The sequence below is a fragment of the Microtetraspora sp. NBRC 16547 genome, assembly GCF_030268965.1.
Classification (GTDB): Bacteria; Actinomycetota; Actinomycetes; order Streptosporangiales; family Streptosporangiaceae; genus Microtetraspora.
Window position 1 is genome coordinate 17,139 of record NZ_BSSE01000032.1, and the last position, 13,909, is coordinate 31,047.

Sequence of the window (13,909 nt, forward strand, 5' to 3'; positions counted from 1 at the left end):
TGAGTCCTCGGTCATGGTGCGACCAGCGCGTTTGCGCCAAGGAGGACCTTGATGTCCCCTGCGAATGCTCCATTGTTGAGGTTCACCGTATAGTCGGGCAGTTCGACGAGGCTGATCCTGCGGTTGAGGCGTTCCAAGCGGAGACGGACTGGTGTGTCGCCGGGGTGCACCGTGAGGATCCGTTTGAGTTCGCTGACAAGATCCTTACTCACGCGTTCCTCGCGAAGAAAGATCACTACGGGTTCGCGTCCGTCTGTCTGGATCCCGGAGATGTCAAGGAACGTGATGTCGGTGGCGTTGAACGAGACGGTGGCATCTTCACCGTCGCCGCGTGAGCGGATCCGGCCGGTGACCGAGACGACCAGGTCGGGTGCGAGGTTGGTCCCGTACAACTGGTAGGTCTGGGGAAAGCACGGAACCTCGATGGACGCGTCGTGGTCTTCGATCTTGAGGATGGCCCACACGTCGCCCTTCTTGGTGACCTTCTTGTCGACGCCGGAGATGATTCCGGCAATGCGGACATTGCCGAACCCTGCCTGGCCGTCGAGCACTTGGGCGATGGTCAGGTCACGATTGCGTTCCAGTACGCGTTCCGCTCCGTTGAGTGGGTGATCGGAGACGTAGAGGCCGAGCATCTCTCGCTCGAAGGACAGCTTTGTCTTCTTGTCCCACTCGCCATCGGGCACCGCGACATGGAAGACACTGCTCATTCCGCTGTCGTCATCGTCGTCGAATGCGCCGAACAGCGAGTCCTGGCCCAAGGCTTCTTTGCGCTTGACGTCGATGACGGCGTCGATAGCTTGCTCGTGGATGTGGACCAGTCCCCGGCGGGGGTGGCCGAGTCCGTCGAACGCACCGGCTTTGATGAGCGATTCGATGGTGCGCTTGTTGCAGACGACCTGCGGCACCTTCGTCAGGAAATCATTGAATTCGGTGTATGCGCTCTTCGCGTCGCGGGTGTTGATGATGCCGTTGATCGCGTTCTCGCCGACATTCTGAATCGCGCCGAGTCCGAACCTGACGTCATCGCCGACGGCGCTGAAACGCAGCCCGGATTCGTTGACGTCGGGTGGGAGGACCTTCAGCTTCATGCGGCGGCATTCAGCGAGGTAAAGCGCCATCCGGTCCTTGTTGGTGCCCACAGAGGTGAGCAGGGCGGCCATGTACTCGGCCGGGTAGTTGGCCTTGAGGTAGGCGGTCCAGTAGGAGACGAGTCCGTAGCCGGCGGTGTGGGACTTGTTGAACCCGTAGGAGCTGAACGGCTCGAGAACGTCCCAGACGGCCTTCGCGGCTTCCTCGGTGTACCCCTTGTCGACCATTCCGGAGGAGAAGGTGGCCCATTGCTTGTCCATCTCCTCCTTCTTCTTCTTGCCCATCGCCCGGCGCAGGATGTCGGCGCCGCCGAGGGTGTATCCGGCGAGTTGCTGGGCGATGGCCATGACCTGCTCTTGATAGACCACCAGGTGGTAGGTGGTGCCCAGGATCGGCTCCAGCGCCTCCTTGAGGGAGGGGTGGATCGGTGTGATCTCCTGCTGGCCGGCCTTGCGCAGCGCGTAGTTGACGTGGGCGTTGGCTCCCATGGGGCCGGGGCGGCCCAGCGCCAGGACCGACGAGATGTCCTCGAATCGGGCCGGGGCGATCAGCTTGGTGAGGTCGCGCATCATCGAGCTGTCGAGCTGGAACACCCCAAGCGTGTCGCCGCGCGCCAGCAGTTCGTAGGTCTTCTTGTCGTCCAGAGACAGGGACAGCATGTCCAGGTCGATGCCGCGGTTGTCCTTGACATTCTGGACGGCGTCGCCGATGACGGTCAGGTTGCGCAGGCCGAGGAAGTCCATCTTCAGCGCGCCCATGTTCTCGCTGCTGGGCCCGTCGAAGCCGGTGATGCGGGCGCCGTCGTCGGGCCGCATGAAGATCGGCATCACATCGAGCAGCGGCTGGGAGGACAAGATGACGCCCGCGGCGTGCACGCCGGTGCCCCGGGTCAGTCCTTCCAGGCCGACCGCGGTGTCGATGACCTGCTTGACGTCCTGGTCTTCCTCGTACAGCTTGCGGAGTTCGGTCGCCTCGGGGTACCGGGGGTGCTTCTCATCGAAGATTCCGGTGAGCGGGATCTCCTTGCCCATGACAGCGGGCGGGAACGCTTTGGTGATCTTCTCGCCGACCATGAAGGGATAGCCGAGGACACGGGCCGCATCCTTGACCGCCGCCTTCGACTTGATCGTCATGTAGGTGATGATCAGCGAGACGTTGTCCTCACCGTATTTCTCGGTGACGTAGCGGATCATGTCCCCGCGCCTACGCTCGTCGAAGTCGAGGTCGACGTCAGGCATGGAGATACGTTCGGGATTCAGGAACCGCTCGAACAGCAGAGAATGCTCGATGGGGTCGAGCTCGGTGATGCCGGTGACATAGGCCACCATGGATCCGGTGGCCGATCCTCGGCCGGGGCCGATCCAGATGCTGTTGTCGCGGGCGTACTTACAGATGTCGGCGACGACGAGGAAGTAGCCGGGGAACCCCATGCCCTCGATGACACCGAGCTCGTAGTCGATCCGTTCCACGACATGAGCCGGTACGGGGTCGCCATACCTACGGACCGCGCCACGGTAGGCCTCCTTGCGGAGCCAGCTCATCTCGGTCTCCCCCTCGGGGACCGGGAACTTGGCGGCAAGGTCACGGTGGGCGAACACCTCGTCATAGGGCTCGACACGCTCGGCGATCAGCAGGGTGTTCTTACAGCCCTGCGCCCATGTCTCCGAGCTGTCGAGCGCCCACATCTCCTCAGCGGAGCGCACGTAGTAGCCGTTTCCGGAGAACCGGAACCGGTTCGGGTCACTGATCTGGGAGTTGGTGCCGACGCACAGCAGTGCGTCGTGCGCGGTGGACTGGTCTTCGGTGACGTAGTGGGAGTCGTTGGTGACCAGCGGCGGGATGCCAAGAGTCTCGCCGATACGCAGCAGATCCTTGCGGACTCCCGTCTCGATCGGGATCCCACCGTGATCCATGATCTCCAGGAAGTAGTTGTCCCGCCCGAAGATGTCCTGGTACTTGGCCGCGGTCTCCAGCGCCTTGTCGTACTGCCCGAGCCGGAGCCGGGTCTGGATCGCGCCGGACGGGCAGCCTGTGGTGGCGACGATCCCTTCGTGGTACTCCGCGAACAGCTCATCGTCCATCCGGGGGTACTTCTTCATGTGGCCCTGAAGGGAGGCCAGTGAAGAGATCTTGAACAGGTTGCGCAGGCCTTGGGCGTTGATCGCCCACATCGTCTTGTGCAGGTAAGTGCCGCTGGCGGACACGTCGCCGCCCAGTCCGGTCCGCTCATCCGACTTGCGCTGGTGGGGCTCCCCCCAGAACACGGACTGTTTGTAGAAGCGGGACTCGGGGCTGACATAGCCCTCGATCCCGATGATCGGCGTCACCCCGGCGGCCTTCATCTTCGCCTGGAACTCGTAGGCGCCGAACATGTTGCCGTGATCGCTCATCGCGATCGCGGGCATCCCCAGCTCGGCCGCTCGCGAGGCCAGTTTGCCGATCTTCGCCGCGCCGTCCAGCATCGAGTACTCGGTGTGAACATGCAGGTGAACGAACGAATCAGCCACGGGTGATCTTGGCCTTTCCGGTGTGGTGCGAGTGGGGCGCTGGAGGAGACCTAACTCTATCGAGCAGGCTGCGGTGGCCGACCACCCTCGTGGAGAAAGCAGCGAGATCCAAGAGGTGGCTCCCCAGGCCGAGAGACGCGTTTTGGGGATTGCCGCCCCGAGCCGGGCCGTACAGGCTCATGATGGACGCGTAGCTCTCCCAGCGAGTGATGAGGTCGGAGTCCTTGATGGATGACCTGATCGCGTTCGTGCAGGCTCGTATCGACGAGTCCTGATGGATCGCCGCCATGTGTGAGCCGGGCCGCTGGTTCCCCTCGCGTACGAGCGATGATCCGAGGTCCTTCTCCCGTCAGGGCGTGTACGGCCACCAGTACGTGGAGGTGCCCGACTGCGTCCAGCCGCGGATCGCAGTCACCCTGGACGCCAGGTATGAGCGGCACATCGTTCACAATGACCCGGCCCGGGTTCTGAGGGATCTGGCCGTGTTCGTCCGTGCCGACGTGCGCAGCGACGAGGACGTGACCAATCTCATAGATCGGACCGTTGACCGCTTCAGCCGCTTGGACATCGCCTTCAACAACGCCGGCACAGAGGGCACACCGGGACCCGTCACGGAGGTCACCGACGAAAGCTACGCGGCCACCTTCGACACCAACGTCCTGGGCACGTTGCTGAGTATGAAACACGAGTTCCGCGTCATGCGACCTCAAGGCGGTGGGAGCATCATCAACGTCAGCTCCACCTTCGGGCTGATGGGCTACCCCAACTCCGCCCTCTACGTTGGCAGCAAGCACGCCGTCATCGGCATCACCAAGGCGGCGGCACTCGAAGGCGCCGCCCACGGCATCCGCGTCAACGCCATCGCCCCCGGCTTCACCCAGACCGCCATGTACGAGAGGTTCACCGCCAGCGACGACGTCCGCGAGGCCGTCAACTCCGCCCTGCCCATGCACCGCCCGGGCACGCCGGAGGAGATAGCCGCGGCCGTGCTCTACATCGGCTCCGACAAAGCCTCCTACCTCACCGGGCAGACCATCATCCTGGACGGCGGCCTCACGGCCGGATGGCCCCTACTTTCCACCGGCTAATCCTTCGCAAAGTGATGCGGCGATGACACGCCGGGCGGCCCGGCCGCGCCACGGCGGTCAGGAATCCGCGTCCCACCAGCCGCGGCGCGCCGCGAGCAGGCCGGCCTGGAAGCGGGTGCGGGCGCCGAGCCGGTCCATCAGCTCGCTGACCCTCCGGTGCACGGTGCGCAGGCTCACCCCCAGCTGGCGCGCGACCGCCTCGTCCTTGAGCCCGGCCGCGAGCAGCGCGAACAGCTTGGGATCCGGCATGTCCGCCGGGCGGGAGCGCGTGTCGAAGATCGGCAGCGGCAGCGCCGACCGCCACAGGACCTCGAACAGGGTGACCAGCGCGTCGAGCAGCGACGAAGAGTGCACGATGACCGCGCTGTCCGAGTGGGCGGACGCGTCGGCGCTCAGCGGCAGGATGGCGGTCCTCCGGTCGGCGATGGCCAGCTTCATGGGTACCTCGGGGCTGACCCTGGCCTGCTCTCCGGCCGCTGCCGACTCCTGGGCGAGGCGCAGCTTGCCGGGGATCTCCAGGGCCGAGGCATCGTAGATGCCGCGCACCAGGAGGCCGTGCGCGAGACGCTCCATCTCGGGGACGTTCTGCTGGGAGGGGTCCTGCGCGTACGGTGGCCGGTCGAGCACGAGGAGCTCCTCGGTCGCGGTCTGCTGCAACTGCGTGAACCGCTGCACCACGGCCGCCTGCCCCTGCACGACCTCGACCAGTTCCTCGGGAGCCAGGTTCTCCGTTCGCGGCGTCTCGGCCAGCAGCGCGAGCGCAGCCAGCCTGGCCTGGGCCAGCCCTTCCTCGCGGCGGGAGATGAGGGCGGCCACCGCCACGTCGGGCCTGGTCGGCACGTACCGGACCGGGCGCCCCGCCATGCGGCTGACCAGGCCGAGAGACTCGAGCCGCGAGCACGCCCGGCGCAGGGCCACCGCGGTGCGGCCGGTGTGCGCGGCGAGCTCGGGCAGCGTGGCGCGCGGCCGGCGCAGCAGGTCGCGGTAGATCTGCTCGTCTTCGGCATTCACCCCGACCGCCGTGAGCGCGTTGTCGTCCGGGTTCATGATCGATCAGTGTGTCAGATGCCTGCAATGGCGTAAATCTGCCGCCATCAGACCTGGCCTGAGCATCGAACTCACCGATAGGAACGGACTCGTAAGACGTACCTGTCGGGGAGGCAGTGTTGAAGAAGGCATTCACCATCGGACTCGCGACCGCGCTGACGGTCCTGTCGGCCGCCACGCCCGCCATAGCGAGGGACAAGCCCTCCGGCGACGGCTTCGACGGCTTCGGTTGGAGCCAGCCGACCTGCCAGACGGTCGGCAGCGATGGTTCTGTGACGTACGCGTGGAACGACGGCAAGCAGATCGCGCCCACCAGCAAGCCGGCGCGGCCGATCGTCTACACCACGGGTCTCGTTGCGCTCGACAATCCGAACCAGTTGCTGGCCATGTCCAACAAGCAGTTGCTGGCCTCGGACGACGCGGGCTGCACCTGGAGGGTGATCGGCGAGGTGAGCGGCTGGTACTTAGAGCTGGTCGCGGCCCGGGGCGGCCGGGCCTACGCCTGGGACCGCGACGGCAACCTCGCGCTCGCCACGCCCGAGGGCGCCACGCCGCTCACCGCGCCGGCCGGCGGCCTGATCGGGCTCGGTGTGGACCGGAGCAACGGCGACCGCCTGCGGGTGTCCGACCTCGAAGGCCAGCTGTACGAGTCGCAGGACGGCGGGCGCACGTGGCAGCCCGTCGGGGTGCCGGCCTGGTCACCGAGCGACACCCGCATGTCCTACACCGCGGTGTTCGACCCGCACGACCTGGACCACGTGGTGCTGGGCGCCTCGGACACCGGTGCCCGCGTCACCTCCGACGGCGGCCGCACCTGGACCTCGGCCGAGGGGCTGGCCGAGACCGGCGACAGGGTCAACGTGTTCAGCGCCGCGATCTCCCCGGCCGCCGGGAACGTCGTGTGGGCGATGGGGCTCAACCTGGCGGAGCTGGATGCCGGCGTGCCGTCCGGCGGCCGGCACATCTACCGCTCGGACGACGGAGGCAGGAACTTCACCCCCGTCGTGGACCAGGACCGGACGGTCACGATTCCCAACGGGCCGCTGCTCGCCCCGCACCCGAAGGACGCGGACGTCCTCTACTTCGACTTCGGGACCGGATGGTCGGCGATTGGCACGGACATTTACAAGTACGAATCCCGTAAGAACCGCGTCACCGTCAACCACAACTCCTACGACCGGGTCACCTCCATTGCCTTCAATCCCGCGCACCCGAATGTGATGTACCTCGGGGTGGCCGAAGAGGTATAGCTCCCGCCACCGTCCGGTCGTCTACGGGCGCGAGCTTTCGTGAAGCGCGGAGCTGAGCCCGCGGACGGCCGTGACAAGGTTGTCGCCCGGCCGCCGCCACGACTGCTCAGTGTCGCCCAGGACCGTCCCGGCCAGGGTGATCGTCGCCAGCAGCGGGAGATCGAGGCTGCCCGCGGCGGCGAGCGCGCCCGCGCGTCACCACTCAGTGACGAAAAGCAACACGAGTGGTGACCGCAAGCCTCACAACCAGCTCACTAGCGCAGGTCGTCCCACTCCTGGAGTAGGTGGGCCGTGGCCGCCGCAGGGGCCGTGAACGACCAGCGGCCCGGCGGCAGGTTCAGGGCGCAGCCCCCGTCGGCCAGCCTGGTGGTCGGCAGCTGCTCGTTGAGGCCCATGAGGAAGGTGCCGTTGACGGTCATCCCGTCCCACGCGCCGCGCACGGGCAGCACCGCGCGGGCGGTCACGCCCTCCGGGACGGCGAACGTGAACTGGACCCCGTCGGGCCCGGCCCGCCAGCCCGACTCGACGGTCCCCGACGCGCTCTCGTAGCGGGCGTGCGCCTGGCGCAGCAGCGGGACGGGGCCGGGACGCAGCAGCAGCTCGCCGAAGCCGCCACCCGTCCCGCGCGGGTCGTCGCCCAGGCCCGCCACGTGCCGGAACAGCCAGTCGCCCACGCAGCCGTAGGCGTAGTGGTTGAAGGAGTTCATGGACGGTGTCTGCAGGCCGTGCCGGTGGTGCCAGGCGTCCCAGCGCTCCCACATGGTCGTCGCCCCGGCGCGGAGCTGGTAGCGCCAGGACGGATAGCCCTCTTGGTTGAAGATCCGGCACGCCAGGTCGTGGTGGCCGGTCTCCGACAGCACGGGCAGCAGCAGGGGGGTGCCGACGAAGCCCGTCATGAGCCGGTGCCCGTCGGCGCGGACCAGCTCGGCCAGCGCCTGCGCCGACGCGGCCCGGTCCTCGGGCGGGACCAGGTCCCAGGCGAGGGCGACGGCGTAGCCGGTCTGCGTCTCGGTGTGCAGCCTCGGCCCGCTGAGGAAGGCCCGCTGGAAGGCGCCCGACACGCGGGTGAACGCCTCGCCGTACTCCGGCGCGTGCGGCTCGCCGAGCACGTCGGCCACGTGTGCGACCAGGCGGAGGCTGCGGGCGAGGGCAGCGGTGGCGATGAGGCTCTTGGGCGTCTCGACCGTGCCGGGGGCCAGCCAGTCGCCCAGGGCCCGGCCCGGTCTGATGCCGCCCTCGGCCTGGGCCAGGCAGTAGTCGGCCCACCGCCGCATCGGGTCGTACGCGCGGCGCAGCGTGCGGTCGTCGCCGTAGCGCCGCCACAGCAGCCACGGCACCTCGACCAGCGCGTCGGACCACACGGGGGAGTCGTATCCGTACTCGGGCAGGACCGGCGCGACATGCGGGACCGCGCCGTCGGCCCGCTGCCCGTCGATCAGCGTCGTCACCCAGCCGGACAGGAACGCCTGCGTGTGCCGCAGGAAGCTGAGCGTCGAGCCGAACACCGAGATGTCGGCCGTCCAGCCGGTCCGCTCGTCGCGCTGCGGGCAGTCGGTCGGCACGCTCACCAGGTTGCCGTCCGCCGACGCGCCGATGTTGGCGACGAGTTGCCGTACGGCGGGATCGCTCACGGTCAGCGAGCCGGTGACGGCGAGCGCGGAGGACAGCAGCACCGCCTCCAGGTCGTCTGGCGTCAGCGCGCCCGGCCAGCCGGTGACCTCCGCGTAGCGGAACCCGTGCAGGGTGAACGCGGGCTCCACGACGTGCGATCCGGGGCCGAGGACGAACTCGTCACGCTGGTCCGCGGTGCGCAGGTTGTCGGTGTAGAGCCGCCCGGTCGCGGTCAGCTCCTCCCCGTGCCGCACCACGATCCGTACGGGGCCCGGCGCGCCGACGCGCAGCCGTACGCGCCCGACGACGTTCCGCCCGAAGTCGGCCACCTGGACGCCCGGCGCGGGTTCGGTCACGGACACGGCGGGCACCGTGCCGATCACCCGCACCGGGGGAGCGGGGTCGGCCTCCACCAGGAGCTCCGAGGCGGCCGTCGTCTCGGCGGGTCCGGCCTGCCGGGAAGGGGCCTGGACGGTCTCGCCCATCACCAGGTCGGCGCGCGGGCGGCCGAGATCCCGCCGGGTCCAGGCCGCGTCCGTGGCGAACACGCGGCGGACCCCGTCGTCGTCCCGCACGAGCACCTGGGCGCTGGCGGCGGGCCGGTCGCCGTAGCGGCGCGGGCCTCCGCCGGCGATGTGACCCGCGTACCAGCCGGGAGCGAGCCACAGCTCCAGCTCGTTCTCGCCGGGTACGAGCAGCTCCGTGAGCTCCAGCAGCCGATAGCGCGTCCGGTGGCCGTAGTCGGTCCAGCCGGGGGCCAGCTCCTCCTCGCCCAGCCGTACCCCGTTGAGCAGCGCCCGGTAGACGCCCAGCGCGGTGGCGGCCAGCCAGGCGCGTCCGGGAGCGGGATGCCACGTGAACGACCCGCGCAGGCTCACCGCCGCCTGAGGGTCGCCCGCCAGCCAGGGGGCGTCCCACCCACCGCGCGCCCGCAGGCCCGTGGTGAACGCGCCGGTCGCGTACCCTTCCACACTCCACGTGTACGGCGTCAGCGGCGCCAGCCACTCACCCGGCACGTCCACGCCGTGCGATCCGGCGGGCACGGACGACCGCCACACCTCGCGCCCGTCCGAGGACACCACCACGGTGGCCTCCTTGGACAGCCGGGCGTCCCATGACAGCCGGGGCGACGGCTCGTCCACGCCCACCGGATCCGCCAGGCCGCACGTCAGGCCCGCCCGTGAACCGGGCGGGGCCGAACGGATGAACGGCGCCTGCGCGCCTGAGACCTGCACTCCGAGCGCCCCCGAATCCCGATTCACGCGTCGAGCCCGGTGGTGAAGGCGTTGTGCAGGCCGTCGACGTCGACGCCGTACAGGCTCGGCGCCATCACGTTGATCAGCAGCACGAAGCACGCGTCCTGCTCCGGATACATCCACCACTGGCACCCCGAGGCGCCGCCGTGCCCGTACAGCCGCCGGTCGAGCAGCCCGGGAGCCGAGTGGCGCAGGTTCCAGGTGAGGCCCCAGTCCTGCCCGGCGTTGACCGGGTCGGGCTGCAGCTTGACCAGGCCCGTCGTCTGCGGGGTCGTCATGGCGGCCAGGGTGGTCGGGTGGATCAGCTTGCGGTCGCCGCGCAGCAGCGCCCCGCCCAGCGCCAGGAGGTCCTCGGCGCGGGAGAACAGCGCCCCCGCCGGGTGGCGGAGCCGTACGAACTTGTCGAAGTCGAAGCCGGGCCCGAGCAGTTCGATGCCGTGGACCTCGGCCGCGTCGCACGCCGGGTCGAACGTGATCCGCCCGCCGCCCGGCACCAGCGTGTTCAGGTCGGAGTCGATCACGTCGGCCATGTCGCGGCCCGTGACGTCGCGGACCATCTCCGCGATCCCGGCGAAGGCCAGGTTGGAGTACTGGCTGAGCGTGCCCGCCTCGAACATCGACGGCGCGGTGACGAGGTGCTCCAGCAGGTCGTCGGGCGTGAGCGTCTGCTCGGCGATGCCGCTGGTGTGGGTGAGCAGGTGCCAGAGCGTCACGTCGGGCCGCGCGAAGTTCGGCAGTACGTCCCGCAGCGGGCGGCGCAGCGACAGCAGCCCGCGCTCGACCTGGCGCAGGGCGGCCAGCCCCGTCAGCGGCTTGGTCACCGAGAACAGCGCGAAGTGGTCCTCGGTCCTGGTCTTTCGGCCGTCGTGCTCGCCGAATGCCTCCAGCACCTGGATCCCGTCGGAGGTGGCGGCGCCGAACACCGCGCACGGCAGCCGCCCCTCCTTGATCTCGCGCCTGACCCAGTCGAGCGCGATGTCGTGAGTTGTCATCCTTTGAGTGCACCTTCCGTAAGGCCGGCCAGGACGCGCTTCTGCGCGACGACGTACACCGCCACGAGGGGGAGCGTGGTGAGCAGGACGTGGGCGAAGACGAGGTTCCAGTTCAGGCTCTGCAAGGTGCCGGAGGCGAACTGGAACAGGCTCAGCGGCAGCGTGGCGTTCGCGCTGCCCTGGAGCAGGAAGAGGGCGAAGAAGAAGTCGTTCCAGACGTTGATGATCAGGATCACGCCGCCGACGAACAGCACCGGCCGCAGCAGGGGCAGCAGGATGCGGACGAAGACCTGCGCGCGAGAGGCGCCGTCGATGGCGGCGGCGTCCTCCAGGTCGCGGGGGAACGCCCGGACGAATCCGGTCGCCAGGAAGATCACGACTCCCAGGCGGCAGCCGGTCATCGTCAGCACGTAGCCGAGCGAGCCGCCGTCCAGCGACAGGGCGCGCAGCAGGTAGACGGTCGGGATGATCGACGGCGGCAGCAGGATCGACAGGCCCATCACGAAGTAGGCCGCCTGCAGCCACCGCGACCGGCTGCGCCCGAACGCCCACGCCGCCGCCGCGCCGAGGAACACCACGGCCACCACGATCGGCACGGTCACCTTGAGGCTGTTGACCAGCCCCGTCAGGTAGCCGCCCCGGTCGAGCACGATGCCGTAGTTCTCGGCGATCGCCCACGTCCTGGGCAGGCCGAGGCCCAGCTCGGCGGCCTCGCCCGCGGGTTTGAACGAGTTGACGACCACGAGCCAGATGGGCACGAGCACCCACGGGATCGCGAAGAGCGTCAGCGCCGTGTACTTGAGGACCGCTCTCATCCCGTCACCTCTCTGCGCCGCAGCCACCACACGAGGGGCACGGCGGTGGCGATCACCAGCAGCGTCACGGTGAACCCCAGCGCGCTGGCGGAGCCGAAGAAGCCCTGCCCCCACTGCTGGCGCATCACCACGTTCAGGGCCCGTGTGTGGTCGCCGGGCCCGCCGCCGGTGGTGGCGGCGATCACGTCGTACGCGCTGAGCGCGCCCACCAGCGTGACCGCCACGTTGAAGGTCAGCGCCGGGGCGAGCAGCGGGAACACCACCCGCCGGAACCGGGTCCACGGCCCGGCCCCGTCGACGGTCGCCGACTCCAGCAGCGACTTCGGGATGGAGTTGAGGCCCGCGATGTAGACGAGGGTGATCAGCCCGCTCCACTTCCACGCGTCGATGAACGCGACCACCACCAGCGCGGTGGACGGTTCGCCCAGCCACGCCCACTCGATGCCGAGGAAGGAGTTGACCGCCCCTTCGGGGGCGAGCAGGCCGCGCCAGATGTATCCGGCGGCCAGCGGCGAGATGAGTGTCGGCAGGAAGAACGCCGAGCGGAAGACGGTGTTGATCCCGCTGGTCCGCTGGAGGGCCAGGGCCAGCGAGAGGCTGACCGTGTTCTGGATCGCCATGCACAGGATCGCGTACAGCACGGTCACGGTGACCGCGTTGGCCAGCAGGTCCTGGTCGATCAGCGTGCGGACGTTCTCCAGCCCGTTCCAGGTGATCTCGGCCCGGAAGCTCGTCCAGGAGGAGAACGCGAACCGGACGTTGAGCAGGAACGGGGCGACGAAGAAGACCATGACCAGCACGATCGCGGGCAGTGCCCATGGCAGCCAGGCCGCCCTGTTCCGCATCACCATCCGGGCAGCCCTGCCGCCTTGGCCGCCTGCTCGACCTGGCCCTGTAGCTGGGTCGCCGCCTTCTGCGGATCCTTCTGCCCGGCGATCAGCTCGGACATGAGCTGGGCCAGCCCGCCCATGCCGGGGATGTCGGAGTTGAAGGCGATGACCGCGCCGGTGTCGTACGCCTTCTTGACGTCCTGCAGCACGGACGAGACGCCCTGCGGGTCGGGCACGTCCTTGAACACGGGGAAGGTCTTGGACGCGGTGATGTACTCGGCGTAGGCCGGGCCGGTCATGAAGCGCACGAAGTCGAGCGCCGCCTTCTCCCGCGCCGCGTCACCGGTCTTGGGCAGGTAGAACGTGCCGATCGGGCCGGGCGCGTAGGTCACGAGCGGCTTGTCGCTCGACAGGCCGACGAAGCCGACGGACTCGTCGACGGTCTTCTGGTCGTCGCCCGCGGCCGCGAGGAGGGCGGGGAGCATGTCGGAGTGCTGGGCGACCATGGCGGCCTTGCCGGTCACGAGGGCCTTCATGGAGTCCTCGAACTTGGCGGTGACGATGTCCTTGTTGAAGCAGCCGTCGGCCTGCAGCTTGGCGTAGGCGGTCAGGCCGGCGACGAAGGGCGAGCCCGCGTCGGCCAGCGTGCTGCTGTGGCCCGCGATGGCCTTGCCGTACGCGTTGGACTGGTTGGCGCCGGCCAGGTAGAGGATGGGCAGGATCTGCACCGGCCAGATCGACCCGCCCGACTCGAAGACCGGCGTGACCCCGGCGGCCTTGAGCTTGGGGCAGGTGGCGGCGAGCTCGGCGAAGTTCGTGGGCGGGGTCAGCCCGGCCGCGGTGAAGACCTTCTTGTTGTAGTAGAGGCCGAAGACCTGGGGGAAGCCGGTGATGGCGGCGTAGACCTTGCCGTTGACGGACCCGGCGCTCTGGTAGAGGTCGCCGGACCTGGCGATGTACGCCTCGCCGGTCAGGTCGCGCAGGTTCTCGGCCGGGTTGAGGGCGAGCAGGCCGCTCGCCGTCGCGTGGTACTCCAGGATGTCCGGGCGGTCGCCGGTGGCCCACTTGGTCTGGGTGGTGTCCTCGAAGCCGTCGGACGGGATCGACACGAGCTCGATCTTGTGGCCGGACTGCTTCTCGAACTTCTTGTACATCTCCAGCAGGGGCGCCGGGTCCGCGCTGTTGTGCCAGAGGGTCAGCTTCACCTGACCGGTCCCCTCCGGGGCGGAGGACCCGCAGCCGGAGAGGGACAGGGCGAGGACGGCGCCGATCGCCGCGCCGAGCAGACGAGATGGTGCTCTCACGCCCGTGCTCCTGTTCATGTTAGGGGGTGTTGTGTAGAACGTTCTCCATTGTTTAGGGCACGAGAGAATCGCCCGTCAAGACGTAGACCTGAATAGCGGTGACGGGCTAACCTCACC

The 13,909-nt window shown here is 68.6% G+C and carries 9 protein-coding genes; 2 read left to right on the forward strand and 7 right to left on the reverse strand.

The window, feature by feature from the left end; all coding sequences use genetic code 11:
• Positions 1–11 precede the first annotated feature (11 nt).
• Positions 12–3,599 carry a DNA polymerase III subunit alpha gene (gene dnaE, locus QSK17_RS30625; RefSeq protein WP_285709004.1) on the reverse strand — a complete coding sequence of 1,196 codons (3,588 nt, stop codon included), beginning with the start codon at positions 3,597–3,599 and terminating at the stop codon, positions 12–14.
• 287 nt (positions 3,600–3,886) lie between these two features.
• Between dnaE and QSK17_RS30630 the strand changes: the two genes are divergently transcribed.
• Positions 3,887–4,687: an SDR family NAD(P)-dependent oxidoreductase gene (locus QSK17_RS30630; protein ID WP_285709005.1), complete on the forward strand. Its 801-nt coding sequence runs from the start codon at positions 3,887–3,889 to the stop codon at positions 4,685–4,687.
• A 57-nt stretch (positions 4,688–4,744) separates the two neighbouring features.
• Here QSK17_RS30630 and QSK17_RS30635 read toward each other — a convergent pair whose 3' ends face one another.
• Entirely contained in the window at positions 4,745–5,734 is a 990-nt protein-coding gene (locus tag QSK17_RS30635) for a helix-turn-helix transcriptional regulator (RefSeq protein WP_285709006.1), read from the reverse strand.
• A gap of 119 nt (positions 5,735–5,853) precedes the next feature.
• Here QSK17_RS30635 and QSK17_RS30640 point away from each other — a divergent pair, with 119 nt between their 5' ends.
• The gene (locus QSK17_RS30640) at positions 5,854–6,984 is read left to right on the forward strand and encodes a WD40/YVTN/BNR-like repeat-containing protein (protein ID WP_285709007.1); all 1,131 of its coding nucleotides are present in this window, start codon (positions 5,854–5,856) and stop codon (positions 6,982–6,984) included.
• A 254-nt stretch (positions 6,985–7,238) separates the two neighbouring features.
• On the opposite strand, the gene QSK17_RS30645 is transcribed toward QSK17_RS30640, so the two are convergent.
• The 5 genes from QSK17_RS30645 to QSK17_RS30665 are packed head-to-tail and all read right to left on the reverse strand — an operon-like array spanning position 7,239 to position 13,792.
• Entirely contained in the window at positions 7,239–9,857 is a 2,619-nt protein-coding gene (locus QSK17_RS30645; protein WP_285709008.1) for a family 78 glycoside hydrolase catalytic domain, read from the reverse strand.
• Positions 9,854–10,843, reverse strand: a complete 990-nt coding sequence (locus QSK17_RS30650) for a serine hydrolase domain-containing protein (protein ID WP_285709009.1) — start codon at positions 10,841–10,843, stop codon at positions 9,854–9,856. Before QSK17_RS30650 ends, QSK17_RS30645 begins: the two co-directional genes overlap by 4 nt.
• The gene (locus tag QSK17_RS30655; protein ID WP_285709010.1) at positions 10,840–11,658 is read right to left on the reverse strand and encodes a carbohydrate ABC transporter permease; all 819 of its coding nucleotides are present in this window, start codon (positions 11,656–11,658) and stop codon (positions 10,840–10,842) included. The genes QSK17_RS30650 and QSK17_RS30655 overlap by 4 nt, the downstream gene beginning before the upstream one ends.
• Positions 11,655–12,509, reverse strand: coding sequence for a carbohydrate ABC transporter permease (locus tag QSK17_RS30660; protein ID WP_285709011.1), 855 nt, complete (start codon positions 12,507–12,509; stop codon positions 11,655–11,657). Before QSK17_RS30660 ends, QSK17_RS30655 begins: the two co-directional genes overlap by 4 nt.
• Positions 12,503–13,792 (reverse strand): ABC transporter substrate-binding protein, encoded by a 1,290-nt coding sequence (locus QSK17_RS30665; RefSeq protein ID WP_285709012.1) that lies wholly within the window; start codon positions 13,790–13,792, stop codon positions 12,503–12,505. The genes QSK17_RS30660 and QSK17_RS30665 overlap by 7 nt, the downstream gene beginning before the upstream one ends.
• Positions 13,793–13,909: the final 117 nt, after the last annotated feature.